At 42.1% G+C, this 25,786-nt stretch carries 19 protein-coding genes, 2 pseudogenes and 1 riboswitch; of the genes and pseudogenes, 18 read left to right on the plus strand and 3 right to left on the minus strand.

The features are described from left to right. Positions 1 to 136: 136 nt before the first annotated feature. The 9 genes and pseudogenes from E4K67_RS20115 (at position 137) to E4K67_RS20155 (ending at position 11,441) form a co-directional block, all read left to right on the plus strand. A complete protein-coding gene (locus E4K67_RS20115) occupies positions 137 to 1,174 on the plus strand; it encodes a GAS domain-containing protein (RefSeq protein ID WP_135550013.1) in 1,038 nt (345 codons plus the stop codon). Continuing rightward, positions 1,171 to 3,186, plus strand: coding sequence for an McrB family protein (locus E4K67_RS20120; protein WP_135550015.1), 2,016 nt, complete (start codon positions 1,171 to 1,173; stop codon positions 3,184 to 3,186). Before E4K67_RS20115 ends, E4K67_RS20120 begins: the two co-directional genes overlap by 4 nt. After that, positions 3,170 to 4,957 (plus strand): DUF2357 domain-containing protein, encoded by a 1,788-nt coding sequence (locus E4K67_RS20125; protein WP_243454552.1) that lies wholly within the window; start codon positions 3,170 to 3,172, stop codon positions 4,955 to 4,957. Before E4K67_RS20120 ends, E4K67_RS20125 begins: the two co-directional genes overlap by 17 nt. Before the next feature lie 292 nt (positions 4,958 to 5,249). Continuing rightward, a complete protein-coding gene (locus E4K67_RS20130; protein ID WP_135550017.1) occupies positions 5,250 to 5,852 on the plus strand; it encodes a hypothetical protein in 603 nt (200 codons plus the stop codon). 117 nt (positions 5,853 to 5,969) lie between these two features. After that, positions 5,970 to 6,070, plus strand: a riboswitch (SAM riboswitch). A 352-nt stretch (positions 6,071 to 6,422) separates the two neighbouring features. Continuing rightward, positions 6,423 to 6,584: a hypothetical protein gene (locus E4K67_RS29855; protein WP_158408528.1), complete on the plus strand. Its 162-nt coding sequence runs from the start codon at positions 6,423 to 6,425 to the stop codon at positions 6,582 to 6,584. Positions 6,585 to 6,623: 39 nt separating this feature from the next. Continuing rightward, positions 6,624 to 7,224, plus strand: a pseudogene (locus E4K67_RS30215) (DUF3102 domain-containing protein); the annotation flags it as partial. Positions 7,225 to 7,412: 188 nt separating this feature from the next. After that, positions 7,413 to 8,777, plus strand: coding sequence for an FAD-binding oxidoreductase (locus E4K67_RS20145; RefSeq protein WP_135550023.1), 1,365 nt, complete (start codon positions 7,413 to 7,415; stop codon positions 8,775 to 8,777). Between the two features lie 305 nt (positions 8,778 to 9,082). Then, positions 9,083 to 10,808 (plus strand): annotated as a pseudogene (locus E4K67_RS20150) (ABC-F family ATP-binding cassette domain-containing protein). Between the two features lie 81 nt (positions 10,809 to 10,889). After that, positions 10,890 to 11,441, plus strand: coding sequence for a DUF4256 domain-containing protein (locus tag E4K67_RS20155; protein ID WP_135550025.1), 552 nt, complete (start codon positions 10,890 to 10,892; stop codon positions 11,439 to 11,441). A 482-nt stretch (positions 11,442 to 11,923) separates the two neighbouring features. On the opposite strand, the gene E4K67_RS20160 is transcribed toward E4K67_RS20155, so the two are convergent. Next, positions 11,924 to 12,799 carry a hypothetical protein gene (locus tag E4K67_RS20160; RefSeq protein WP_135550026.1) on the minus strand — a complete coding sequence of 292 codons (876 nt, stop codon included), beginning with the start codon at positions 12,797 to 12,799 and terminating at the stop codon, positions 11,924 to 11,926. A gap of 774 nt (positions 12,800 to 13,573) precedes the next feature. Between E4K67_RS20160 and E4K67_RS20170 the strand changes: the two genes are divergently transcribed. The 5 genes from E4K67_RS20170 (at position 13,574) to E4K67_RS20185 (ending at position 17,253) form a co-directional block, all read left to right on the plus strand. Beyond that, positions 13,574 to 14,041, plus strand: a complete 468-nt coding sequence (locus E4K67_RS20170; protein WP_135550028.1) for a VOC family protein — start codon at positions 13,574 to 13,576, stop codon at positions 14,039 to 14,041. 301 nt (positions 14,042 to 14,342) lie between these two features. Then, a complete protein-coding gene (locus E4K67_RS20175) occupies positions 14,343 to 15,443 on the plus strand; it encodes a hypothetical protein (RefSeq protein ID WP_135550030.1) in 1,101 nt (366 codons plus the stop codon). 177 nt (positions 15,444 to 15,620) lie between these two features. After that, positions 15,621 to 15,764: a hypothetical protein gene (locus E4K67_RS30395; RefSeq protein WP_206752218.1), complete on the plus strand. Its 144-nt coding sequence runs from the start codon at positions 15,621 to 15,623 to the stop codon at positions 15,762 to 15,764. 321 nt (positions 15,765 to 16,085) lie between these two features. Then, positions 16,086 to 16,328, plus strand: coding sequence for a hypothetical protein (locus E4K67_RS20180; protein ID WP_135550032.1), 243 nt, complete (start codon positions 16,086 to 16,088; stop codon positions 16,326 to 16,328). 190 nt (positions 16,329 to 16,518) lie between these two features. After that, positions 16,519 to 17,253 carry a type II toxin-antitoxin system prevent-host-death family antitoxin gene (locus tag E4K67_RS20185; protein WP_135550034.1) on the plus strand — a complete coding sequence of 245 codons (735 nt, stop codon included), beginning with the start codon at positions 16,519 to 16,521 and terminating at the stop codon, positions 17,251 to 17,253. 747 nt (positions 17,254 to 18,000) lie between these two features. Here the strand turns inward: E4K67_RS20185 and E4K67_RS20190 are convergent. After that, the gene (locus E4K67_RS20190; RefSeq protein ID WP_135550035.1) at positions 18,001 to 18,354 is read right to left on the minus strand and encodes a HEPN domain-containing protein; all 354 of its coding nucleotides are present in this window, start codon (positions 18,352 to 18,354) and stop codon (positions 18,001 to 18,003) included. After that, entirely contained in the window at positions 18,342 to 18,683 is a 342-nt protein-coding gene (locus E4K67_RS20195) for a nucleotidyltransferase domain-containing protein (protein WP_135550037.1), read from the minus strand. Before E4K67_RS20195 ends, E4K67_RS20190 begins: the two co-directional genes overlap by 13 nt. Positions 18,684 to 18,967: 284 nt before the next feature. Between E4K67_RS20195 and E4K67_RS20200 the strand changes: the two genes are divergently transcribed. Genes E4K67_RS20200 through E4K67_RS20215 form a run of 4 tightly spaced genes read left to right on the plus strand, consistent with a single transcriptional unit; the run spans position 18,968 to position 25,678 of the window. Then, positions 18,968 to 20,440 carry a DUF3375 domain-containing protein gene (locus E4K67_RS20200; protein ID WP_135550039.1) on the plus strand — a complete coding sequence of 491 codons (1,473 nt, stop codon included), beginning with the start codon at positions 18,968 to 18,970 and terminating at the stop codon, positions 20,438 to 20,440. 54 nt (positions 20,441 to 20,494) lie between these two features. Next, a complete protein-coding gene (locus E4K67_RS20205; protein ID WP_135550041.1) occupies positions 20,495 to 21,103 on the plus strand; it encodes a DUF4194 domain-containing protein in 609 nt (202 codons plus the stop codon). Further along, positions 21,100 to 24,507: an ATP-binding protein gene (locus E4K67_RS20210; protein WP_135550043.1), complete on the plus strand. Its 3,408-nt coding sequence runs from the start codon at positions 21,100 to 21,102 to the stop codon at positions 24,505 to 24,507. The genes E4K67_RS20205 and E4K67_RS20210 overlap by 4 nt, the downstream gene beginning before the upstream one ends. Further along, positions 24,488 to 25,678, plus strand: coding sequence for a DUF3322 domain-containing protein (locus E4K67_RS20215; RefSeq protein ID WP_135550045.1), 1,191 nt, complete (start codon positions 24,488 to 24,490; stop codon positions 25,676 to 25,678). The genes E4K67_RS20210 and E4K67_RS20215 overlap by 20 nt, the downstream gene beginning before the upstream one ends. Positions 25,679 to 25,786 lie beyond the last annotated feature (108 nt).

Genomic DNA, 25,786 nt, shown 5'->3' on the forward strand with positions numbered 1-25,786 from the left:
TGTAACGGAGAAGTGTTCATGGTTTTTGGGTGGGATATATTGGGTTAATTTGTTTTATAAGATTATGTAGAAAACGGAAGGAATTAGAGAGTGGATGCAGAAAAATTATAAATATGCCTATATAAGGAGGATGGTTATGGATGGTATTCAGTATAACCCCCAGCGGATTTTGAATGGGTTCACAATTGAGGAGATGAAAGAGCTTGCTAAGAGATTAAAACGAAGAATAAGGTCAACAAAGAGTGAAATAATTGAGGAAATTCTAGCTCACCCTAGAGGGAAACCAGAGGATAGAGGAAGGGTTTGGCAAGAAATCAATCGATATCTAAGAAAAGAATTAGAGGCATTTTCTCAAGAAGCGTTCACTCCGTTTTCCTCCGAAACTGTTCCTCGAGAAGAACGATTTAAAGTCGGATACATGTTTACGTTAAGTCCTAACTCAGAGATAAGAGCAATGGGGGAAGAAATATATTCTCGAGCAGAAGAAGACAAGTCTCTAGCTAATAACAATGTCTTAGAAGATACTGTTGCTGTTATTTCTACGCGGACCAAGAATAATATCGAAGATAGGGATACTCAAGAGGCCGAAGATCTTCGTAAAAAGATAACAATATTGGAACAAAAACTACAAAAAGCTAATTTGGAGGGGCAAAGAACTAAGGAACAATTAGAAAAACTAAAAATAGACATAGTAGCTTTAAAATCACAATGGGCCAAAGAAAAGCAAGATACTGGAAAGCTTAGAAATAGAATAAGAGAACTTGAAGAAGAACGAGCCGAAAAAGATAAAGAGTTTGACTTACTAAAACAGACAATAGAACAGAGACAGACCCAAAAAATAAAGGAACCATATCAACTAATAGATATGCATAAAGCAAAGGAAGACCTATGTGGTGACCTTGATTTTACAGCCTATCAGGGACGAAAAGCGTTGATTTTTGCAGAACTGGATAATGAAGTAGACGATAGACTCAATGCCTTAGGGATCATTCCCATTTGGGCCATGGAAATTGATTGGAACCGTCCGAGACGAAGAATGTCTACGTGTCAACTTGTCCTGTATAAAAAGAATGAAGTGAAGCCTAATAAGCTTGAAGAAATTCGAGATATTGCTAGGTACTGGAATGTTCCGTGTAGTGAACTCTTGAATTTCAGAGGGAGGATTGTCCCATGATTAGAGATAGTAGGATATGGAATTCCGTTGTTATAGGAAAGCCTGTAATAGAAAGTATAGACGTAGATATTAACTCTCAGTCTCTGCGTTTGCAGGTGGATATGATTTCTATCTTACCGGATAGTCTCCATAAAGCTTTAGACGGAAGGCGTCAGATTACAATCTGGGGTAAAGATTTAATGTTAGCAGGGTTTCCTGACGAGCTTGTGACAATTTCACATTTTCGACAGTTCGAAATTAATGAGAGTAGAAAAGCACGTGCCAGGGACTTCTTTAAAAGTCGACTGCTTTCTTTCACAGTGGAAGCGGTGAAAAAAGATACCCAACGAGTGTATTTTAATGGCAAGAATGTTGCGTTTCACGATACCCCTATTACTTTTAATCCCTATACTTCGCAATTCACTCCCATACCCATTATTCCGAAAGATGTTCCAGTTGAGCGTGTTCGCAGAATACTTTATGAGAAGCTCCCTTCCATAGATTTTCTGTCTTATCAATACCCGGAAGACCCACCGCTAATTATTGGCTACCAGGATTATTTTTTTGGATGTAAGTCCGGATGGTTAGGCGAACTTAGGCAACATTGGCGTATTTATTGCCCTGAAGGGGAAGAGGTGACTTGTGTCCCAGCGGAAATACCTGAAAGCCAAATCTTGCGGCGCGTAAATTTAGCGTTTTTACTGGATGAGGATTTGAATGAAATCAGCAACCATTTGTTATTTGGTGAACCTTTTCCAGTTAGTGAATTTATTAAACGGTTCACAGTGCCTTCTTCACAGGTCGTGCTAAACTCTCCGAGCGTGGAATCAAAGCCAAATGTTAAACCGGTAAATTATGAAGCGCAGGTTGATAGCGGAGAGCAAACGTTCATTAAAGATTTAAATCAGGTGGCGTTGTCGAATCAGCTGGTATATGACATGGAAGACCTCGTAAATTTCCATATTGCCATTAAAACTGGAGCGTTAGTGGTTTTAGCAGGAATGTCTGGGGTGGGAAAATCCCAACTTGTCATTAATTACGCTCGCGCCTTAGGACTTTCAGGAGTAGATGAAGCAGGTGAAGAACGTAAACAATTCTTATTTATTCCGGTTCGGCCCAGCTGGAATGACGATGCTGACTTGATCGGCTTTTACGATGCGATTCACAAGATTTACCGTCCGGCAGAAACTGGGCTTGTCGATCTACTCATCGAAGCATCCCTGGAGGATAACAAGGACAAGCTTTATCTCATTTGCTTTGATGAAATGAACTTGGCACGGGTCGAACATTACTTTAGTCAATTTCTAAGTATTTTAGAACTTTCTGAAGACCGGTACTTAACGTTATACAGTGAGAAACTGGCACCTGAAGTGTATAATCGGCACGAGTATTCGCCACGAGTGCCCATTGGGAATAATGTTTTTTTTGTAGGTACGGTAAATATTGATGAATCGTCCTTCCAATTTAGTGATAAGGTCCTTGATCGAGCGAATGTCATTAGGTTGAAAATTTATGAGTCTTTGCGCGCCTGGAAAGCAGTTTTTGAAGAAAAGGCTTCATCTGGGAAACCTTCTGAAGAGCGAGCTCAACTCTCACCAGTCCCTGGAAATGTCTTTGCCTCGTGGTGCAATAATTCGCCAACAGAGATTGGTTTGACGGATGATGAAATTGATTTTCTGGATGAATTGAACTCGGTCTTGCGTAAAATTGACAAGGACAGGGTTGTGGGTTACCGGATCATTCGCCAAATCGGATCGTATTTAAAGAACATCCCATGCAATGTACAGGGGCAGGAGTTCCTCGAACGGGGTAAGGCTTTTGATCTGCAACTGGTGCAACGGATCATGACTAAGTTTAAAGGCCCAGAGAGCGACTTTGTGCAGCTCTTTGGTAAATACACAGAACCTGAGCAAGCGACGAGCCAGATCCTAAAATTGTTTGAGAAATACCCCTCTGTCTCAACGTTTAATTATTCGCGGGATGTCTGTCATAAAAAAGCAAAGGAACTTTTAGATCATGGCTATGCATCCTGAAAACGCAGGGATTTCTATCATGTTTTTCATAGGCAGACAAGAGATCCAGCGCAAGGTTAGTCAAGACAGCGTTATCGAGGTTTATGAACGAGATAACCTCTATGTTTCGTATACTGCAAACCAAGAAGATGCCTACCTCTATATTGACGGCTTAGATGGCTATGATTCTGTGAAGCTAATTCTCGATGAAGAAGGGATTCCGTGTTTGCCCTCTGGGACTATACGGTTTCCCCTCTATAGTGATCTTAATGAAGATTACCCACTGATTCCTGCTGACTATTTGATCTTTGTGAAGCGAAAAGGGGAAGTTAGCGATTCGTTCGAAGCCACCTTGCGCGTAAGACCCAATAATATTACGGAAGACCAGCTTGACGTGATGCGTGACGAGCTTAACGAAATGGTTCAGGGTCTCGCCTATGATCAAACTCGGATGAATCGTGGAATAGAACTCTACGGAGAAAGGGGCTTACTTCCCCCCCTAGTGCTGGCCGAGTTTGTAATTCTGAAGCAGATGGTAAAAGAGCTTGGGATAACCCTTGAAGATTTGACACGATGCCCAGATCAGCATCTGGAGCGGCGTTACCGACAAGTAAAAGCCAATGTGAATTGTAAGCAGGACGCTAAGTGCTCCCGTTGGCTCCTATCAGTACAAGGGCAACGGGCGAATGCTGCCGCCAAAAGCTTGGTACAACCTGAAGTTATCCTCGGAATAATCGATTCACTTACCTATGATACGCCTGAAAATCGGATGGTATTGGGATTCCTTTATTATGTGTCGTCTCAAATGGAGGGTGTCCTGCGAGCAATAAGGTGTACGATTACGGAAGAACAGAGGGCGATTGAAACGAGGTCACCCTTTATCGTCCATCAAAAATCGACAAGTCACGAAGTAAGGGTTCTAAAAAGCAAAATTACTAGTCTTGAAGCGATGGAACGGGAAATGAAAAAGGGAATTTTCTATGTCCGAAAATACATAGATCACCCAGTGTTCCAAGAGCTCAAACCGTTAAGTGACTCTAATCACTTAACGCTGAAACTTCAACGAGATTGGCGCTACAAGAGAGTTTTCATATGGTGGAAGAAACTCAGAGCACAGGATTTCCAGAGTCCCTTAGCTCTTGATTTTAAGGTGCAATGGAAGCGGACTGATATTTTATATGAATATTGGTGTTACATTAAAACCATTATTGCTTTGGAACAGGCGGGATATACGCCGGTTTCGGGTTGGATTTATGATGCTTCTCACCAGGTAAGACAAGAATTAGTCTTTCCGGTACTTCAAGATGATACCGTAGTGGAAATGGTTAAAGATACAATTCGTCTTTCCGTGATGTTTAATGAAAAAATGGCCCGCGCGAAGCGTAGCGCGCTCAGAAGCAACCGAATTGTCTATATGGAAGGGACGAATTATAAACCGGATATTCGAATTGATGTATTTAATAGCGCTGCTTATTCTGGGTCGATCATTCTCGATGCCAAATACCGGAAACGCTTAAACATCTGGAACAACGATAGGGTGGAAGATGAGAACCGCCCAAAAAACATGAATACTTTACAAAACTATTCAAATTCGCTTAAATTCATCGGTGATCCTGCTGGGGTTTCCAAGGCCATCAGAGTGATTGCTCTTCATCCTAGTTATGGGCCTGAGGTTGAGGACATGGAGGATACGAATGTTAGTCTTATTCAGCTAAGACCAAAAGAGAAGTTGACACATTACTCTGAGTATTTGGCCCGGTTGATTGATCAGGAGCTCATTTCAGAACATTAAACGAAAGAAAAACAAGGGTTTGATTCTAAAAGAATTCAAACCCTTGTTTCTTTAGACCCAAATATATCAGTTATAGACAGTATTAATTGCAAAAAAATAGAACAGTGTATGTCTTAGCTATCAGATATCAAGAAGCCGCTTGTAGTAAAACCCACTGGTAACAGTCTAAGGTTAACCAGGGCATCGGTATTGACTTCTCCAAGGAGGAGCAGTATTCTAAACACTAATTATATCGGAAATGGAAAGATTGAAATAAACCATGGGATCAAGATAATGAGAGGATTGATATGAAATGACAACCATAACGACAAGGGAGTCGGGAAAAAGAAGTTATCCAATTTGGCTATTAGTTAATCCAAAACATCCTGCTGTTCGCTATTATATTTGGACACCTGTAGTAGAAGTGATACAGGACAAAGTGTATAGAGAAATACATAAGAGAATCGATACGACGGATATTTTTATTTGGAACGTTGTTAGAGAAAGTGGAATGGTTCCTAATACATTGAATTGGTGGGGAGCTGAAGTAGAGGCAGAAATAGTGATGTTCAGGGAACTTATTCTCGAACATAAACCCAAGATTCTTATTACTTTTGGCGCATTTCCACATGAGTTTGTGAGGCGTGCCTTAGAGATCAAACCTCAAAAAGGGCCTAAGTATTGGGGCACGTCTATCTTAAAAGAAGAATTTGAAATTGCCATTCAGAATTTTGATATAAACCAAACAAATAATATTCCTCTGCTTCGCCGAGTTGTTGAGAGTGGTAAGTTCATAGAAGGTAATAACAATTGTTTCAGTCAAGAACTTGTTGAACATTATTTTTCTTATGTTGGGACAAAGATTGCTGAAAAAATTATTGAGAACAAGGATAGCTTTAATGAGTGGGTTGAATAAAAATTTATCACTGCCTATAGGAACGACTGCCACCGGACAATTTTAATGTTTAAATTATATTGAAAACTTGATAGATGCTCCTTTAATGTTATATTGTAAAAAACAATTAAATATGGATTCTCATTCAGAGTGGTGGAGGGACTGGCCCGATGAAACCCAGCAACCGGCCTTAGCGGCAGTGGTGCTAATTCCTGCAGGATTTTCCTGGAAGATGAGTTGAGTCAAGAGCTCTAATAAAGCCGTATCGAAACTAAGTTGAACTTAGTTTCGATACGGCCCCTTAGAGGAATGGTTTGTTAATTAGATGGTTTCTTGTAATATGGATTATCAAGATAAGTGTTGCAGATTGAGCAGTAGATCTTCTCTTCATAGCGATGATCACTTGCACTAAATAAATTATTTTTACACTTTGGGCAGAAAAATTTAAACATACTCGCTAACTCTTTCCTGTTTTTATAATCTTTCTGCTTCGCTTCGCTATATGTATTATACTTGAAATCCAAATAAATTTAACTATTTATAATAGATGATATCCCTCATTTCCTTGTATTTATGAGGGATTATATTTAATTGCTCACTTGGAAAAAGCTATCCCCTCGAAATTTACCTAAAAGAGAGCTACGCAAACAGGATTATTATGCGCAGAGACAACGGGCACGAGAATACGCTCGCCAGTTTGACTTGATTGATAAAGAGATTGAACGGCGCTTAGACGAAGAAGATAGGATCTAACAGATTAGTAAAGAAAAACTAAGAAAGCGTGAATAGTAAATGCGATTATTTCTCAGTGGGGTAAGCTGTGTCGGAAAAACAACTATTGGCAAGCAGTTGGCACAAGAAATTGGGTTCAAGTTTTTTGATCTAGATTATGATGGAGAATGGGGCAAGTGGCTGGAGGAGTCGGTCAGTTACTCTCAGAGTACGGCCGACAGACTTATGAAGGTCTTTAGAGAGTACGGGAGCAAACTGCTTGACCTCCGACAGCAACTCAGATTACGCACCAGTGCGCAATCTGACATACTCCCAGGCAGTGATCCTCTTAGGAGTCCCGGAAGAAGGACGAGAACAATTCATCGCCGATATGGATGTCGAAGGCATGATTAATCAGGAACTCAGGAAAGCGGTCAATGAACGGACGCAGGCCCGGCAAGAAAAAGACCAGGCCTTACAGGAAAAAGACCTAGCCCTGCAGGAGAACGCGGACCTCCAGAAAACAGTGGAAGACCAAAGCGGTATCATCACCGAGCTGACTACGGAGCTTGCCAATCTGAAGGTCCAATTGGAGAATGTCAAGACGTCCAAAGCGGAACTCGATAAAACGGCCAGGCAGCTGAAGGACTCGCTGGAATCGCTCCAACAAAGCTCATCCGCTAACATTTTTGCACCTTGCTCAATGACTTCTCGATTTATGACGGCGGCAAAGTTTTTATTGAATAACAACTCATGTTAAAGAGATGACACATATCCAATAAAAGCTCATATTATAACGTAGAGTGCTTGGGCATGAAAAGTGGAATCACTTTTATGTGAAGCTAATTCATAAATCGAGGGTGTGATTGAATGAATAAAAATACAAAATTAACGGGAACAGTAATATACCCTAATGATCCAGAGTATCAGCAGGCACGTATGAACTGGAACCCATTCACCAATGCATTCCCTATCGTATTTGTTTTTGCACATCAGGATGAGGATGTCGCAAATGCTGTCAAATGGGCTCGTGAGAATAATGTACCCATTCGGATGCGAAGCGGCAGGCATGCTCTAGCGAAAGATTTCTCTCAGACAAATGGTGGAATAGTGATAGATACCAGTCAAATGAGAAATGTCATGTTGGATAAAACACAGGGAATCGCCACCGTCCAAGCAGGAATACGTGTAGGTCCGCTGGTGAGGATGCTTGCGCAAGAAGGCGTCTTGGCTCCTTTTGGAGATAGTTCTACAGTTGGTATAGGCGGAATAAGTACTGGGGGTGGAATTACAGTTATCCAGCGTACCGCCGGACTGATTTCTGACAATATTCTGGCTGCTACTATCGTTGATGCTAATGGTGAGATGTTACGCGCCAGCGAGAACGAAAATCCAGATCTATTTTGGGCCATCCGTGGAGGCGGAGGAGGTAACTTTGGCATCATAACTTCGTATACATTTACAATACGCCCTGCTCCCTTTCAAGTTGGAATATTTGAAATAATCTGGCCGTGGGAGCAATTGGACAGAGTTGTTGATGTATGGCAAAGATGGTCTCCTTCGGTCGATGAAAGACTGGGGACCATATTGGAGATATTCTCGAAAGCGAATGGTCTGCTCCGTTCGCAGGGAATATTCCTAGGTCCCAAAGCAGAATTAGAAAAATTGATAATGCCTTTGACAGATGTTGGATCTCCTATTAAGGTGTTGATTAATGAGGTTACACTACCTGAGGCAATAGAATTCTGGGCTCCGAATGAACCGCTGTTCGATAATCAGAATACTACGTGGTCATCTGCCTGGGTGGAGCAAATCCTGCCCACAGAAGGAATTAATTCAATCCGAAGTTTCCTGGAAAAAGCAAAAGGAAGTGAATCCAATTTCTTTTTCCTAAACTCCGGAGGCGCAATGAACCGGGTACCTCCCGAGGATACAGCCTTTTTCTGGCGCAATACAAAATATTATATGGAATGGGACGCCTCATGGACAGAAGAAGCTGAAACACAGAAGAATATTAAGCTTGTTGAACAGACCCGTATACAACTGCAGCCCTATATAACCGGATCATACGTTAATGTACCTGATTTAAATTTAAAAAGTTATGGACAGGAATATTATGGGGATAATTTTGCCCGGCTCCGGAAAGTAAAAGCTAAATATGACCCGGAGAATATCTTCAAATTCATTCAGAGTATTCCTCCGGCTCCTGTCTGCGATCACTGGCAAAAAAATTGAGTATAGTTTTTCTAAAGCTGCACGCCTCAGGTTTGCAGCTTTTTTATTTTCTTCATCCAGATATGCACCGAATGAAGATTGAGGCCTTATGGATGTCAATGAATTCGGAATTGGCTGATTTATCCGTGGCTTTAATGTGAAATGATTGAAATTAGCAGTATAAAGTGTTATGCTCCAACGGTCGGTAACCCGAAATTAATGTCGTTACTACAGATTATTCAATTGCATCATTTCGATTGGGGAGACTATTTATTGAAGAACCTATTTTAATAGGATCTTTTTTAGTTATAAAGGAAGGTATTACCATGATAAAAGTTGATAACTTATCATTCTCATTTCCGCAAAAAGAGCTCTATAAAAAGATTTCATTTACGCTAGAAGAGGCACAACATTGCGCTTTTATAGGAACAAGCGGCAGTGGAAAAAGCACACTGATCGATATACTGATGGATCCAGATCGATATATGTTCGATGGCATATTGGAGATGGATCAAACGTGTAGAATTGGGTATGTAAGTAAGTTCTCACAACCAGACAAAACGAAAGACGCATCAGTTTTCGAATATATAGGGGAAGAATTCATTAAGATACAGAATGAAATAACATCGATTTGTACTGAAATGGAAACATCTTCGGAGACTGATTCTTTACTAGAAAAGTATCAACTCGCTTTAGACGCATTTGATTCAATGGGCGGGAATGATTTTGAAAACAATATAAATAAGAAGCTAAATCTAGCAAACCTAATCAAGCAAAAAGATATTAAGGTATCTGAGCTGAGTGGTGGAGAATTCAAACTTATTCAAGTGATGAAGGAAATGCTCAGTAGTCCAGACTTAATGATTATGGACGAACCAGATGTGTTTTTGGACTTTGAAAACCTAAATGCGATGAAGAATCTGATTAATTCTCACAAAGGAATATTGCTGGTTATTACGCATAACAGATATCTATTGAATCATTGTTTTAACAAAATTATCCACCTTGAAAACATGGAGCTCCAAGAGTTTGATGGGAGATATATTGATTATAACTTCTCATTACTTCAAACTAAAATTGAGTTACAAGAACTCACTATAGTTGATGATGAAGAAATCAAGAGAAACGAGATCTTAATAAACAAACTTAGAAAAAACGCAACTTATATCGCCGACGTTTCTAAAGGAAAAAAACTAAAAGCTAGGGTTAAAGTTCAAGAAAGATTAGAAGCGCGTAGAATTAAAGCGCCATTTGTAGATATAAAGCAACCGGATATCAGGTTAGATATTGGTCATGAAATCGAAGACACCATTATTTTAAACGTCAATAATTATAGTGTTGCCTTTAGAAAATGTTAACTTTGAGATAAAATCTACGGATAAAGTAGCCCTTATCGGTCCAAACGGTGCTGGGAAAACGACTTTACTCCGAGAAATCTTTAAAAATAATCATAATTCAATTGAAATAAATGGTGACGTTAAAGTGGCTTATTTATCTCAGCTTCAAGGCGAAAGGCTCAATGAGTCTAATACGATACTTGAAGAGTTCTTCGATGCTGGGTTTAAAAGCTATGATCAGATTAGAGCATATATTTCAAACTATGGTTTTGAAGGAGAAATCGTTCATCAAAAGATAGGATCTTTATCTGGTGGAGAAAAAAATATGCTTCAATTGGCTAAAGTTTCTGCCAGTAAAGCAAATATATTGCTTCTTGATGAACCGACAAGTCATTTAGACATCTATTCACAAATAGCGCTGGAAAAAGCCATTGAAAACTATCAAGGTGCGATTCTCATGATTTCTCATGATTTTTATTCGATTGTAAATAGTATGGATTATGTTTTAATCATTGAGGATAAGACGATCAGAAAAATGAGTATAAGAAAATTCAGAAAGATGATTTATGCTAGTCACTTTGATAGAGACTATTTAGAAATTGAACAAAAGAAAAAATCAGTTGAAACAAAAATAGAATTGGCTTTAAAAGAGACTGATTTTGTTCTTGCAAAAGTATTGTCTGAAGAGCTAGAAGAGCTGATTAAGTTACTTTAAATCAAGTCCTTTTTTGATTGAATTCAAATCATAAATGAAATACATAATAAGAGAGTATTATTTATGAAAAGGAGAATTAACATGGATTTATCACCTGAAGAACGCGATGAACTACTCAGAGCATTAAAAGCTCGTTTTGAGAAAAATATGAATCGCCATGAAGGTCTTGATTGGGGTAAAATACAAGCAAAGCTAGAAAATAATCCTGAAAAACTATGGTCGCTTAATGAAATGGAAAGTACGGGCGGTGATCCGGATGTTCTTGGTCTTGATGAGATGACGGGCGAATACATTTTTTGTGATTGTTCTGAAGAAAGTCCTAAAGCCCGTAGAAGTCTTTGCTACGACCGTGAGGCTCTTGAGTCAAGGAAAGAAAATAGGCCCAAAAACAACGTCATTGATATGGCCGCTGCCATGGGCATCGAGCTTTTAACAGAAGAAGAATACCGGAACCTTCAGAAACTAGGAAAGTACGACGCAAAAACATCGAGCTGGATTAGAACACCTTCAGATATTAGAAAGCTGGGCGGTGCCATCTTTGCGGATTTCCGTTACGGCAATGTCTTCGTATATCACAATGGTGCAGAATCCTACTATGCAGCCAGAGGGTTCCGTGGCTTGCTAAAGGTTTAAATCCGGTTTTATGTCGACATGCACCCCATCGTCGAATAACCAAGGCATGTCCAATAAACGAATGCGTATTCGCTTATTGGACATGCCTTTATTGGAGAATGTCACGTTGGTCTTAAATCTGACGGAAAAGTGACGGCTGTGGGTGATAATGAGCATGGCCAATGCGATGTAAGCGGTTGGCGTGGCATTGGAAGACCAAAGCGGTATCATCACCGAGCTGACTACGGAGCTTGCTTACTAGTTATATCTTTCGAGATATGTCCATTTGGGGGTAACTGTTCGCGCTTATGTTTCCTATGTGGGAAATCTTTATCATTGCGCTGACTAGATGTGATTTTTGCATGTATATAAAAACAAGGGGGCGGTAGCCACAACTGCCGCACCCCTGTTTAACGTTAAAACACATGTTCTTTTTTCATAACAAAGTCCACTCTCACAACTTGGAGTACGACAAATTGGAATTTGTCAGTTTTCCATTATGCTCATAATAAACCAGATAGCCATATCGGAAATAATACTGAAATCCATTCCGACGCTTTACGCCTGGTTTCAAAACCGATGTAACCTTTATAACTGTAAAGATAATCTATCTTCCACTGGCCTGTCGTTATTTGCTTTTCCTGAAGGAGGTGTAACAAGGCCACGCTGTTTTCATGCGCCGTTAATTGTCTTTTGCCAACAATATAAGTTAAATCAGTAAGGGAGAGAGCATAACTCTGCGGAAACATTATGTCTGTAATATGCGGGCTGATGGGTCTGCCATCCGATAGCCGCTGGAACATTTTATGTCGAAGCATATAGTCTGTTCCTTGCATAAGAAGACTTTCCACTTTCTGATTTTCATGCTTAACACATTCCGAATATGTTACAAGCGCACGGACTGTTTTACCGATTCCGATATAACACGGCGTTTTTCCAAGGCAACCACCATGTTTGCAAATACCTTTGTGAGGCCATGAAGTGGTTTGATTGCGCTCAAAAAGCTGATATTGTTCTATCCAACTTAAAGCTGCTTGTGCCTCTTTACTGGCAGCAAGCCCAAGTCGGCAATAGGCTTCCAGCAGCATTGCATTGTAGCAAGGGACAATTTCTTCCACTCCACCTAAACATAAAAATCCTTGTTGCGTGGCAATGTTCTGGTTGATATAGCCTATCATCTTTTGGGTGTAAGATAATGTTTCAATATGTGGAATTTCACTCAGACCCATAACACGAAACACAGCAAACAAAGGGTTATCTATAAAATCTGCAGTGAGTTTTCCGACTAATGCCGATTGACTTAACAGACTGGAAATCTCGTTATTCTCTAAATACTCATTTTTTTCAGAAGCAATCCTTAAAATTAATGCGGTATCCACGTTACACCCCCTTAGAAATTGATTAATTATTTATAGTCAGCTCTGGTCAATTCCACTGTATATAAATAATCTACACCCCAAATTCCTGTTTGTCATTCCCATAAAGATTATAATAAATTTCACTAATAAAACAATAATTCCATAATGATTGCGCACAAACAAACGGATAACGAAAAAATCCCCCTGCTCATTTTTCAAAAATAGGCAAGGGTGCTTTTTTCATTAGACTATCAAGCAGAAGTTCCGTGCTAATAGGGTAAAATATAAAGAATACTGTAAAAAGGAACAGTTGTTGGCAGGGTTTTACAGAATAATGAAGAATTTAGGCTATAGAAAGTGTTTGCAGTTATATGAGCTAATAGAAATAGGAAGCCAGATTTTCTGCTCACGGGTGACCCACGTAATAAAAAAGTCAGAACTCAGCATGTTGAAGGTATACATAAAAAGAAAGCTGAAGTAGCGAACCAAATTGGCGCTAATAGTTGTCCCAAATGTGGTGGGGAGTTACTCACGAGAAAGGGTAAATATGGATATTTTAAAGAGCGTAACAATTATCCGAAGTATAGTTTACAATTACTAATTAGGCAGTGAATCCTGATTTCGGTAAAAGCGGAGTCAATAGAGTATAAGTATTGATAATGTCAAAATGCGAAGTTAGATTCGATTCATATAATTGGAGACTTGCACAAATCCTAATTATAGCAATAATGGGAATCTTAACGGACATTAGTAAAATGTTATTTTTTATCTAATCTACATTGGAGGATCGTGAGAATGAAGTATACTTGCACGTTGATTGTTGTAAGAAATATAGAAAAAGCAAAGCAGTTTTATCACGACGTTTTAGGGTTAGAGATTGTTGCTGATTTTGGGGCAAATGTTACTTTGACGGGCGGCATTGCATTGCAGACTGCTGATACTTGGAAAGGGTTTATTCATAAGCAAGATGAAGAAATTGTTTTCGGAAATAATGCATGTGAGTTATATTTTGAGGAAGATGACATGGACGGCTTTGCTACAAAATTAAACACTATGAAAAGTATCGAATATGTTCATCCGCTCTTTGAACATTCATGGGGCCAGCGAGTAGTTCGTTTCTATGATGTGGATAAGCACATTATTGAAGTCGGCGAAAACATGATTATGGTTGTTAAGAGATTTATAAACACCGGGCTTTCGATTGAAGAAACGGCCACTCGTATGGATGTACCAGTTGATTATGTAAGGTCGTTATTAACGTAAAAATTAGGGTATTTTGTAAATTTCAATTAAGCTCGCAGTAACCATATTTTTAAGGTTTCTACTCAGGATTGTTGAGAAGGCGGAAGATAAACTTCGCAATATCCATATGAGAAAAATCCGTTTCCTAGTAGGTTAAGAATGGGCGAAATAAACTGTGGGAAATAGGTTGTATGCCAAAAAGCTGGGTATTAGAAGTAATTTTGCAAGAAATCAGAAATTGATTTCAAGAATTATTTAACGGGAAGGGGTTGGCCATCACATATTGCCAGTGCAATAATTGTGAAGCCGAAAATTGAAGCCAATGCAGACCAGAAATATTTTTTACAAGTTACCTGCTATTATAATCATTGCAATAATGATTATTTGTACAGCAGGGATAATCGTTGCCTTTAATTATCATAAGATTTTTGAAACAGACGCTATCAAGGTAACCAGTAGTACAAACAATACGCAGAATGATACTACGGGCGGCAAAAAAACAGTCGCCAGTCTTAATACCTTCGACGGCATTAATTCAACATCCAATGAAAGTCATTCAACCACCAGTAATACTTCCTCCGGTGAAAACCTAGATCCTACTGTTTCGGAAAGTACTTCAGCACATACAACGCACCAGTATTCTCCGGATTTTGTTCCCGGTAGTACGTTCTCGCAGGATGATTCGGAAAACGGAAAGACTAGATATGTTTATGACAGCACTAGAATTGACGCCGATGGAGACGGTGCTGCCGACGATGTGCTGCTGGTTGGCGAAAACAATGATACGAATGCCCTTTTTGGCCACCAAACCTGTAATTTGGCGGTAGTTGTCAGGGATGGGGTTACAGGGAAGTTTGCCGCATTTTTACTGCCTGAAGATTTTGGAGTCATGTTACCGCGATTCAATATCGGGAGTTTCACTGCCGCAAAGAAAAACGAGATCCTGGTTTCTGTTGAAACTGGTGGCAGCGGAGGAATTGTTCTTTATGCCCTAATGGCATATGAAAATAGAAAGGTAGTTTCAGTGGTATCTCAGGAAGAGCTGAACAAAGGCTTGGCTCTGAAAGTAGTATGCTTTCCCGGGTTTGAGATGAAGATTATCGATAAAAACACAGGGGTTAATTCCATCGTTAATTTTCATGATGGGGCAGTTGTTCCTCTATATATTGACAGTGGTGTCTATAATAATGCAGGGGTATTTCTTAAAGACCAGTCGTATGTAGATGATGAAGTCATGGATGATGTATTTGTCAGCCTGGATCCTGCTGACGATGACGGTGATGGTACTCAGGAGCTTCACGGCAAGCAACGTATTTCGTTCATTACTCATGCTAATACAGTTGCCTGGGCTGAATCGGTCTGGTCAGTAAAAGGTGGTCGGCTGAGGCTTGTCAGTGAGAAGATTGAAGCCTATAATCCATAAAAAATGTTAAGAGAATCTGTAAGATAAGCCTACTGCAGGAATAAAAGTATTCATCAAAGCAAAAGACCTTTTCTTTGATGAGATTGAAACCTTTTGTTATGGACCTAAGGCATGCAAATTTTATTAAATGGGTAGGCCACGGTCAGTTCCATATTAAAAATAGAGGGTCAGCTATTGATGACGGGTGTCTGGATGAGTTTTTTACCGAAGGTAGAGATGAATAAGAATAAGAATAATCGAATAGTTGATATTATGGGAGAGGTTCAAATCATGGTAGCCACCTCTGCTTTCGGAGATAGAGCCGGAGAGAGTTTCAGTTGAGCGGATAACTACTGAATAATATGCTCTCCAGTATTATTCAACAGCTTGATGTTCTTACGTGAGGTGACATTATGGGAAAGTCTAAATAATAGATGGGATATTCGTGCGCACAGACATCTACAGCCATTTTCTGAGATGTATGTGCGCTTTTGTTATTTGTGGGACGGATAATCCCTGGCACGGCGCTCATAAGGACCTGCTTCCCCATGGGGGTTCCTGACAAGCCAAACTGTAGCAAGCAGCAGTATCGGGCTGTAAAACGAAATAGTGATTAATATGGATGTTAATCTAATTCAAATTGTGTGAAGAAAGGAATACAACATGGCTAGTAATATAAAAAAGGATGCAGAATGGGCTGAAGCAAAAAAGAAATGTAGACTGAACGAAGAAACCCTGAAAATGGCCAGAGAGATGGGATTAAACCCCAGAAGTCTGGTCAAAAATATCCCCAGCCCAAGCCAACAATGGAAGGCACCTGTGAGTACTTGGATTCGAGAGATGTATCAAGAACGCCTGGATAAGGCACGACAGAAAAAGCAGCGGAAAGAGATTTCAACGGAGTGATATTCTTGCTATGAATTTCGAAAGATGTTTCTAAGTGGTATGAATATTCCTGCTTAATTCGGAACGGTCTGTATATGGATATGAGACCCTGCCTTTGTCTGGCTTGAATTTTAGCTAAAATATAATTGACAGAATAGCTAAACCGCTCTAAAATAATACCTAAGTTGAAATTCTGGATGAAGGTGATCGTATGCGTATTAATACCACAGATATGCAAAATGCGTTTGGAAAATATCTTGCTCTCGTAGAGAAGGAAGATATTGTTATTACCAAAAACGGCAAGAGTATTGCCAAACTCATCCGCTATAACGAACCGGACTATTTTCTTGTACATGAAGAAGCAAAAAGATATCAACCGACAAAGACGGTGAGCTACGAAGAATATATGGAGCTGATTGATTCCTCTGATCAAAGGTACGAACTGATCGACGGTGAGATTTATCTGTTAGCTTCACCTACCTTTACTCATCAGGTGGTTGTAAACGAAATATCTTGGCACTTTAATAACTATTTTAGAGGAAAACTTTGTCGGTCTTTAACTGCTCCGTTGGATATACGGCTTTTCGGTTATGCGACCAGGTTTGAAGAAGATCCGAATGTTGTCCAGCCGGATGTAATCGTGATCTGTGATGAAAACAAGGTTAATGAAAAGAACAAGTATGAAGGCATACCGTCACTGGTGGTCGAAGTATTGTCTCCATCCACCAAAGGCAAGGATCTGGCTGCAAAATTAAATCTCTATATGAAAAGCGGTATTTTAGAATACTGGGTTGTAAACCCGGAAAATAAAAGTATACTTCAATACTCTTTTTCTAAAGAAAGAGATATAGACAACCTAATGAGCCTCCAGCAGGGAGATACTATTCAATCAACTGTCTTCCCGGGTTTAGAGATACTTTTATCAGATGTTTTTTCTGAGATTTAGGTGCCGGAAAGATGGCTTAGATAAGAACTTTATATTTCGCAATAAGGTCCCAAAAGCATACTTACTGAAGCCGATTCCCTCGACCTGGCACATACCACTGGCGAGTACTGGAATTTTATAAAACTTGTGACCAGATCTACTGAAGAAAGCTTAGGTTTGTGGCTTAGTATTGTAGGGCGAAACGGAAAGTTTTTGTATTTCAGCTGATGTTATGAAGATAGTACCGGAGAGAGTTACAAACATGAAAGTGCTTGTGGAGAAGCCTTGTTTGAAAGGATAGATGAACTGGAGTTGCTTACAAGTATGGTAATAAAGAAGAGGCTGTCGAAGTCGGAAAAAGAATGAAAAAACGACTTATATCCATTGAACATGATACAGATGATTTCCCTGATTATCTTTTGAAGATGATTGACCAAGTGATCATAGAATCCAACATTGAAGTTTTGAGTGAGAATAATATTGTCCTAAATTCCCTTATAAGGTATCATAGCCATTCTTCCCTTAATCAAGGTATAACTAGTTCAGAATCTCAGGTTCGCTAAACTCTCATATAGTGAACAAAATCAATAAACATCGCTGCCTACTACATAAAATGGACTATTGTGTTAAGATCGGTGACTCTACCATAAGAATAAGCATATCGAAACAAAGGCTTCCCCGAGATTTATTTCTCTCAGGGAAGCCTTTGTTTCATTGGAGGTCGGCATAGTAAGAATTTAAATAGTCTTCGACACCTTTTATTACCATTTAGACATCTTTAAGAGTTTTTTTAGCGTCTTGTTTACTAGCGAGATAGAAATCATCGTAATCACTGGCTAATCTCAGGTCCTGAGAGCTTGCGATAATCTTTCGGTATTCTTTTGGAAATATTCCGGTCTTCACAAAATTAATATTAAACACACTTATTACCCCAGAATGTTTCCGCGAATCAAGTCCTAATGTAGCCAAAGCCGCCCTAGCCGCCTGAAAGAGGGAGTAGTATGCCTTGGATAAACAATCCCGGTGATGTTCCAGATTAAAAAGATCCTCGGCAACTGCTAACCGTTCTTTAGCAGATTGCAATCGATAAAAGGCTAAATCTTTGGTTTCTATACGGTCCACAATGTTTCTCCTTCTTTAAGAACATTTTTAACAAAAGGTACGTGCATTGTTGACAACTGATTAAAGTATTCCCCTTCATAAATATTGAGCGAAATATTTATGTTATAACCCACATCGTCAAGTAAAAGAAAATCATAAAGTTTATCTCTGTCTACTTTATCGCGATTGCGGACAAGAATCATAATATCAATATCGGATTCAGGCAAAGAATCCCCTCGGGCTTTAGAACCGTATAGAATCACAGAAATTAGGTTATCCCTGCAAACATCGCGTATATGTTGAATTGTTCTGTCTAAGGCCGTTTGTTCTGTTTTAGTTAGGGATGCCATAGAATCACTCCCGACTCAGAGTTAAATCTATCTGAATTATAGCATGCAATATCACTTTGCTCAATTCTTTGCTAAACCCTTATACTCCTCATCCTCCTCATCCTCTTCCCCAAGCAGGAATTGATAAAAATCAGGAGAACACTATCGAAAATGGCGAATAGCTTCTACTTTAACCCTTGCTCTTCACGGGTCTACAAATTGTTGACCTTTTAGAGGAAATAGATGTAAGCTGTCGAAATCTATATTTTAACAAAGAAGGAAATCAAACGGAGGAAAGTCGTTCGATGGCACAGCAAAAAACTGAGTTTTCGGAACATATGTCTTTCGAGTTTCTGGAGTTACTGCGCAAGAAAAATCCGGCCTGGCGTTTATTAACATCATCTCAGGCTCCTTTTGTGGCGTCGTTTCACTATAGAGAATTTATTGCGGAAAACAAGCGGCAGATTGCTGAGCAAGAATTGATCAGCCGCTTGGAAGGCTTCATTGAGCTGCTCAGTCAGGGGCGCGATGACTCCCTCTTTCCGCGTTCAGGACGAGAATATCTGGATGACTGGGCCAATGATGAACATGGTTGGCTGCGGAAATTCTATCCCCCGGGACAGGACGAGCCTTATTTTGATTTAACCTCCCTGGCCCAGAAAGCCATTGAGTGGCTTCTGAGTTTAAGGCAACAAGTTTTTATCGGTACAGAATCACGCCTGATTACTGTATTTGAACTCCTTCACCAGATTGTGGAGCGTTCTGAAACCGATCCAAAGTTACGCTTGGCCGAGCTCCAACGACGTAAAGCCGAAATTGAACAGGAGATCATCCGGGTGCAGAAGGGACAGGTGGAGCTGCTGGATGAAACGCAAATCAAGGAGCGTTTTTGGCAGGCGATGAGGACTGCCCGAGAGATTCTGGCCGACTTCCGGGCAGTAGAGCAGAATTTTCGGGAACTGGACCGGGGGATGCGGGAACGGATTGCCATCTGGGAACGGGGAAAAGGAGAATTATTGGAATCAATCTTTGCAAAACAGGACGGGATTGCCCAATCGGAGCAAGGAAAGAGTTTTGCTGCATTCTGGAAATTTTTAATGTCCTCAGCTTATCAAGATGATTTTAAGAGCACCCTGGATAAAGTTTTGCAGATGAAACCGGTGCAGGAAATGGGCCCGAGCCGGAATATCCGCTATATTCACCATGATTGGGTTAATGCCGGTGCCCATGTCCAGGAAACAGTAGCTGCTCTGTCTCAGCAATTAAGGCGGTATGTGGATGAGAACTTTTTGGAGGAAGAGCGCCGGATCAATCAGCTTGTGCGGGAAATTGAAGGAAAGGCTGTGGCAATCCGCAATACTCCGCCCTCGGACTGGTCCATGGAAATTGACGGGGTAAAACCGGAAATCAGCCTTCCCTTAGACAGGCCTTTATTTTCACCTCCCCAGCGGCCGGAACTGAAGGACGACATCATGGACGCAGGAAGTGACGATGTTCCGGCGGAAGCGCTGTTCTCCCAAGTCTATGTGGATAAGGAAAAACTTAAAGACCGGATTGGCTACCTGCTGCAATCTCAGGACAGAATCTCGCTCTCGCAAATTATTGGGCATTTTCCTCTCGAGCTGGGGTTGAGCGAACTTATTACCTATCTGGTCATTGCCAGCGAAAGCTCGCAAGCGGCGTTTCATCCCGACGAATTGGAGGAAGTATTCTGGCAGGATGAAACAGGAACCAGACGTGTAGCCAAGCTGGCTAAAATAATTTTTCAGCGGGTTTAAGAATTTGCTAGCTATGAATTCAGGAGGTTATGAACCGTGGGGGAGGACTAAGTCATGAATGCAATGGATGATTTGGCATTTTCACGCACTGTCGTCGCACTTTTTAAAAATGTTGTATTTAAAGAAACGGATCAGGAGCATTGGGAAGTCATCCAGGCCCAGAAAAACAAAATTGAAGATTATGTGGGTAAGATTGGCCTCACCCTGATCGTAGATGAGCTGGATGGTTATGGATATTTGAAGCAGCGTTCTTACGGAGAAGGCGAAGAGGCTATTCCTCGTTTGGTACCTCGCCATGGACTGAGCTATCCGGTTAGTCTTTTGCTTGTGCTCCTGCGGAAACAATTGGTGGAGTTTGATTCAACCACCGGGGATCAGCGGCTTATTATCACCAGGCAGCAGATAGCCGAGCGCATGAGCTTGTTTTTGAAGGACACCACCAATGAAGCAAAACTAATGGCTGACATCGATAAGCATATTGACCGAGTGGAAAAAATGGGCTTTTTGCATCGTTTACGAGGCAACGAAGAACGTTTTGAAGTCCAGCGCATTCTCCGCAATTTTGTCACCGGGGAGTGGCTCAGCCATTTCAACGAGCGGCTTGAAGAATACCGGCGTTACGCCAATGCCGGTGAACTAAAGGACGGGGAGGCGAAGTCATGAGTTCATTTAACCTGGAGTCCGAAGAACCCGGCAGGCTTTTTGGTGCAACACCGGGATTTCGCTTACATAAGCTTGAAGTCTATAATTGGGGTACTTTCGACGGTAAAGTCTGGACCTTTTCGCCCCAAGGAGAAACCAGTCTTTTAACCGGAGATGTGGGTTCGGGTAAATCCACCTTGGTTGATGCTTTAACGACCCTTTTGGTCCATCCGCGGAAGGTAGCTTATAACAAAGCAGCCGATTCCAGCGCCAAGGAGCGTTCAGTCACCTCTTATGTGCGGGGTTATTTTGGCCAGAAGCGAAGCAGTGAAGGGAATGGTCAGCCGGATTCCTTGCGAGACACCAATCACTATTCAGTTATCTTGGCAACATTTTTGGATCAGGGTCTGTCTCAGAATGTTACTCTGGCTCAATTTTTCTGGTTTCCGGATCCCCAGAAGTCTCCGGTCCGTTTTTATATTGTAGCCGATAAAGAGATGTGGATCACCCGGGACTTTGCCAGATTTAACAACGATGTCCGAGTTCTGAAAAAACGTTTAAAGGCTGGCAACTGGGTTCAGGTCTATGAAGATTACACCCGCTATGCTGAAGTCTTTCGGCGTAAGTTCGGCATTGCTCAGGAGCAGGCTCTGGATCTGTTTCAGCAGACCATCTCTATGAAAAAGGTTGAGGCTTTAACGGATTTTGTCCGAACCAATATGCTGGAAGTTCCTAATACGGCTAAAAACGTGGATGACCTGATCAAACATTTTCAGGATCTGAATGGGGCCCATGAAGCTGTCCTTAAAGCCAAGCAGCAGATTCAGCTGCTGGCTCCCCTTGTTGATCAGGGAAATCGCTGCCTCCGGCTTGAAGACAAACAAAGGTTGCTGAATCAAGCACGCCAGGCTTTAGGCCCCTGGTTCGCCGAGCGGAGGCTGGTTTTGCTGAGTGCTGAAATCGCCAATCAGGAGCAGAAACTGATTCTGGCTGTTGCAGCACGGGAACAGGCAGAATCAATCCAGCGTGACTTGGCTAAGAATATCCAAGGAATTGAGAGAGCTATTTTTGCTAATGGCGGGGATGCCCTGGAAAGATTGACCCGGGATATTGAGATCGGCAGGCAAACGCTTAGGCGTTTCAGGAAGAATCTGGAGGCCTATGCCAGTCATGCCCAAATACTTAAGCTGCCCGTGCCGGATTCGTTAGCTGTTTTCCTGGCTAACCAAAGGAAATCAGCGGAATTTAAACGGAGTGAGGAAGAAGCGCAGAGAGGTCTGCAGGAGGATCTTAAAACTGCCGTTACGGAGGAGGACAAGGCAAGGAAGGCCGCCGATCAAGTGGCTGAAGAATTGGCATCCCTCCGTTCCCGTACTTCCAGTATTCCTCGGGAATACGTTGAGAAACGCCAACAACTTTGTCGGGTTCTGCAGATCGGAGAAGACGAATTGCCCTTTGTCGGTGAACTGGTGGAAGTCAGAGCGGGGGAAGAGAGCTGGGAAGGTGCTATCGAGAGGCTGCTGCATAGCTTCAGTCTGTCGCTGCTGGTGCCGGAGCGTCATTATCAGGCCGTCATGCAGTGGGTAGACCGGACCCACCTGGGGATGCGGCTGGTCTATTACCGGGTTCAGGATGAGGGCCAGCCGTCTGCTTCCGGCCGGTTAAATCCTTTCTCCGCAGCTCAAAAGCTGAACATCAAGCCCAGTACGCCTTTTGGCGTCTGGCTCAGCAAGGAGCTGCGCCAGCGCTTCGCTCATGTTTGCTGCGAGACGATGGAGCAATTTCGCCGGGAAGCTCAGGCCATCACCCAATCCGGGCAGATGAAAACCGGGGGCAAACGTCATGAAAAAGACGATCGGCATGGACTCAATGACCGCCGCCGCTATATGCTGGGTTTTTCCAACCAGAAAAAAGTTGCCGTTTTGGAGGAAAGTGAACAGGACTTGAGGAATGAGGCCCGATTCTATCATACGGAACTGGATGATATCTACCGGAAGCAGCGGGAAAGTCAGGAACGTGTTCAGGCTGTTGTCGGCATGGCAAGTATTGACGATTTTGCCGACATCGACACGAAGACAGCGGAAAAGGATATTGAAGAAAAAGAAAAATTGAAGAGGAAACTGGAGCAGGAAAACGATATCCTGCAAGGGCTCCAGAATCAGTTGGCTGAACTGATGCAGAAGCGGGAAATCCATGAAAAGGTTGTGGAGAGGGCCCGCAAAGATGAGACAACCATGGAAAATAACCGGGACGCTCTGCTGCGGGATAATGTGAGCACAGGAAAGGCTGCGGCTGAAGCCACGCCGGCCATGCGGGAAGAAGCTTACCCTTTCCTGGAGCAGCATGAGTCGGAGGCTTTGGGGAATACCGGTTTGAACCTGGACAATGGGAAAACGCTGGAACGGGATTATCTGGATTGGATCGAAAGCGAACGCAATACATTGGCCGATGAGATTGGACGGCTCAAAAACAGGCTTGTTAAGGCGATGCAGGATTATAATTATAGATACCCTGAAGAAACAAGAGAGTTTGATTCCGATCTGGAGAGCTTGCCCGAATATGCACGGATATTGGCGCAACTGCAAAGCGACGGGTTGCCGGCATTTGAACAGCGTTTTAAGCAATTGCTGCATGAAAATGCTATTAATCAAATCGCTTTATTCCAGGCCAAATTAAAACAGGCACAGGATACCATCCAGACCCGGATTGAACAGATTAACGGTTCCCTGAACGCCATCGACTATAACGAAGGAAGGTATATCCGGCTGGAGTATGCTGAAACCTATGATACGGATATCAAAGAATTCCGAGTTCAGTTGAAAGCCTGCACTGAAGGGGCTTTGAGCGGTTCTGAGGATGAACAATATGCTGAAACAAAGTTCCTGCAGGTGAAAGCCATCATTGAGCGCTTCCGGGGCCGGCCTGGGGAGACCAAAAGGGATGAGCGCTGGACTAAAAAAGTCATTGATGTCCGCAACTGGTTTTTATTCGCCGCTTCGGAAAGATGGCGGGAAAGCGATGAGGAATATGAGCATTATACCGATTCCGGCGGAAAATCCGGAGGCCAAAAGGAAAAGCTGGCTTACACCATTCTGGCAGCCGGCCTGGTCTATCATTTTGGTTTGGAAGGGCAGGAATCCCGGCCCCAGTCTTTCCGTTTCGTAGTCATTGATGAAGCGTTTTTGAAAAGCTCGGATGAATCGGCTCGCTTTGGCTTGGAACTTTTCAAAAAGCTGGAATTGCAGCTGCTGATTGTCACTCCCCTTCTCAAAATCCCCACAATCGCCAAATTTATTGCCCATGTGGGCTTTGTCCATCATGATGATGTAAAACATCAATCCATGCTGCGAGATATTTCTATCCAGGAGTATGAGCAAGAGCGGAAGGCCAGGGAGGTGGCCCAATATGTCCATCAAGTGGTCTGATCCTCCATGGATCCGAGAACAGTTACGGCGGAAGTGGGATTCGGGCCGAATTTTGCGTTCACTGCTGATGCCTGATGATCTATTTCCCTTGCGCATCCCCCTGAAAAAGCCGCAAAGCAGTGAGGTAAACGAGAATTTCGCTGAAATCTCCCGCTGGATCAAGTCCCTTAAGAATCAGAGCAAGCAGGAGACCGGCTTTGGCTATGAACTGGTGGAAAAGGAAATGGTTCACCGTCAATCGGGCCGTAATCTCCTGCCAACTCATGCCCTTATTCCCACCATACGGGATGCCCTGCGCCTGTTAAGAAAAGAGCGGGAAGGAGACAGATTTTTGGAGCTTGCCCGGCTGATTCAGGCGGAATGGCCCGTTTTGCAGGAATGGATCGTTAAACATCCCCACAAAGTACTGGCCGCCGGAGCCGACTGGAGTGGTATCCTGGCCGTGCTAAGCTGGTTTTTCAGTCACCCGCGCTGCGGCTTATATCTGCGGCAACTGGATATTCCCGGGATTGACACCAAGTTTATTGAGCAAAGGAAAGGGTTTCTGACGGAATTATTGAATATTATTTTGCCGGATGAGGCGATTGATAACAGCGCTTCCTCATTCGAGCTGCGTTACGGATTGCAGTCCAAGCCGGTGCAAGTCAGGCTGCGCTTCCTTAATCGGCAGCAGTATCTTCAGGGCATTTCCGATCTGACGATTCCGGTGGAACAGCTGGCGGAATTCAATCCTCCGGTATCCAAGGTGTTTATAACCGAAAATGAAATCAATGGCTTATGCTTTCCTGATGTCAAGGAAGCGTTGGTGATCTTCGGGCTGGGATACGGTGTTGAGGTGTTGAAGTCCGTGACCTGGTTAAAGGAGAAAGCAATCTACTATTGGGGAGATATCGATACCCACGGATTTGCCATTTTGGACCAAGTCCGCAGCTTTTTGCCTCAAGCCCAGTCGCTGCTTATGGATGAAAGGATATTGATGAGTCATCAGCACCTATGGGTCAGAGAAGAGAAGCCTTCCTTCACACAGTTGAATCGGTTGACGGCAGATGAACACCGGCTGGTTTCTTCCCTGCAAAATAATACTTGGGGTCAGGGAGTTCGCTTGGAACAAGAGAGGGTTTCTTTTCAGGAAGTGAAAGAGGCTGTCGATCGTTTGGATCATAATGGTTAATACGCTTAATAAGGCAACAAGGGCTAAGCAAGTCTTCTGGAGCATGTTGGGCGTCCAATTGTAAGGTGTGGCATATAGCACTGTCTTAGCTAGATTAATAGTTGAACC

Source organism: Desulfosporosinus fructosivorans (genome assembly GCF_004766045.1).
Lineage (GTDB): Bacteria > Bacillota > Desulfitobacteriia > Desulfitobacteriales > Desulfitobacteriaceae > Desulfosporosinus > Desulfosporosinus fructosivorans.

Coding starts and splice junctions, on each gene's coding strand:
- E4K67_RS20115 (WP_135550013.1), top strand. CDS start 137: ATGGATGGTATTCAGTATAACCCCCAGCGGATTTTGAATGGGTTCACA.
- E4K67_RS20120 (WP_135550015.1), top strand. CDS start 1,171: ATGATTAGAGATAGTAGGATATGGAATTCCGTTGTTATAGGAAAGCCT.
- E4K67_RS20125 (WP_243454552.1), top strand. CDS start 3,170: ATGGCTATGCATCCTGAAAACGCAGGGATTTCTATCATGTTTTTCATA.
- E4K67_RS20130 (WP_135550017.1), top strand. CDS start 5,250: ATGACAACCATAACGACAAGGGAGTCGGGAAAAAGAAGTTATCCAATT.
- E4K67_RS20145 (WP_135550023.1), top strand. CDS start 7,413: ATGAATAAAAATACAAAATTAACGGGAACAGTAATATACCCTAATGAT.
- E4K67_RS20155 (WP_135550025.1), top strand. CDS start 10,890: ATGGATTTATCACCTGAAGAACGCGATGAACTACTCAGAGCATTAAAA.
- E4K67_RS20170 (WP_135550028.1), top strand. CDS start 13,574: ATGAAGTATACTTGCACGTTGATTGTTGTAAGAAATATAGAAAAAGCA.
- E4K67_RS20175 (WP_135550030.1), top strand. CDS start 14,343: ATGCAGACCAGAAATATTTTTTACAAGTTACCTGCTATTATAATCATT.
- E4K67_RS30395 (WP_206752218.1), top strand. CDS start 15,621: ATGACGGGTGTCTGGATGAGTTTTTTACCGAAGGTAGAGATGAATAAG.
- E4K67_RS20180 (WP_135550032.1), top strand. CDS start 16,086: ATGGCTAGTAATATAAAAAAGGATGCAGAATGGGCTGAAGCAAAAAAG.
- E4K67_RS20185 (WP_135550034.1), top strand. CDS start 16,519: ATGCGTATTAATACCACAGATATGCAAAATGCGTTTGGAAAATATCTT.
- E4K67_RS20195 (WP_135550037.1), bottom strand. CDS start 18,683: ATGGCATCCCTAACTAAAACAGAACAAACGGCCTTAGACAGAACAATT.
- E4K67_RS20200 (WP_135550039.1), top strand. CDS start 18,968: ATGGCACAGCAAAAAACTGAGTTTTCGGAACATATGTCTTTCGAGTTT.
- E4K67_RS20205 (WP_135550041.1), top strand. CDS start 20,495: ATGAATGCAATGGATGATTTGGCATTTTCACGCACTGTCGTCGCACTT.
- E4K67_RS20210 (WP_135550043.1), top strand. CDS start 21,100: ATGAGTTCATTTAACCTGGAGTCCGAAGAACCCGGCAGGCTTTTTGGT.
- E4K67_RS20215 (WP_135550045.1), top strand. CDS start 24,488: ATGTCCATCAAGTGGTCTGATCCTCCATGGATCCGAGAACAGTTACGG.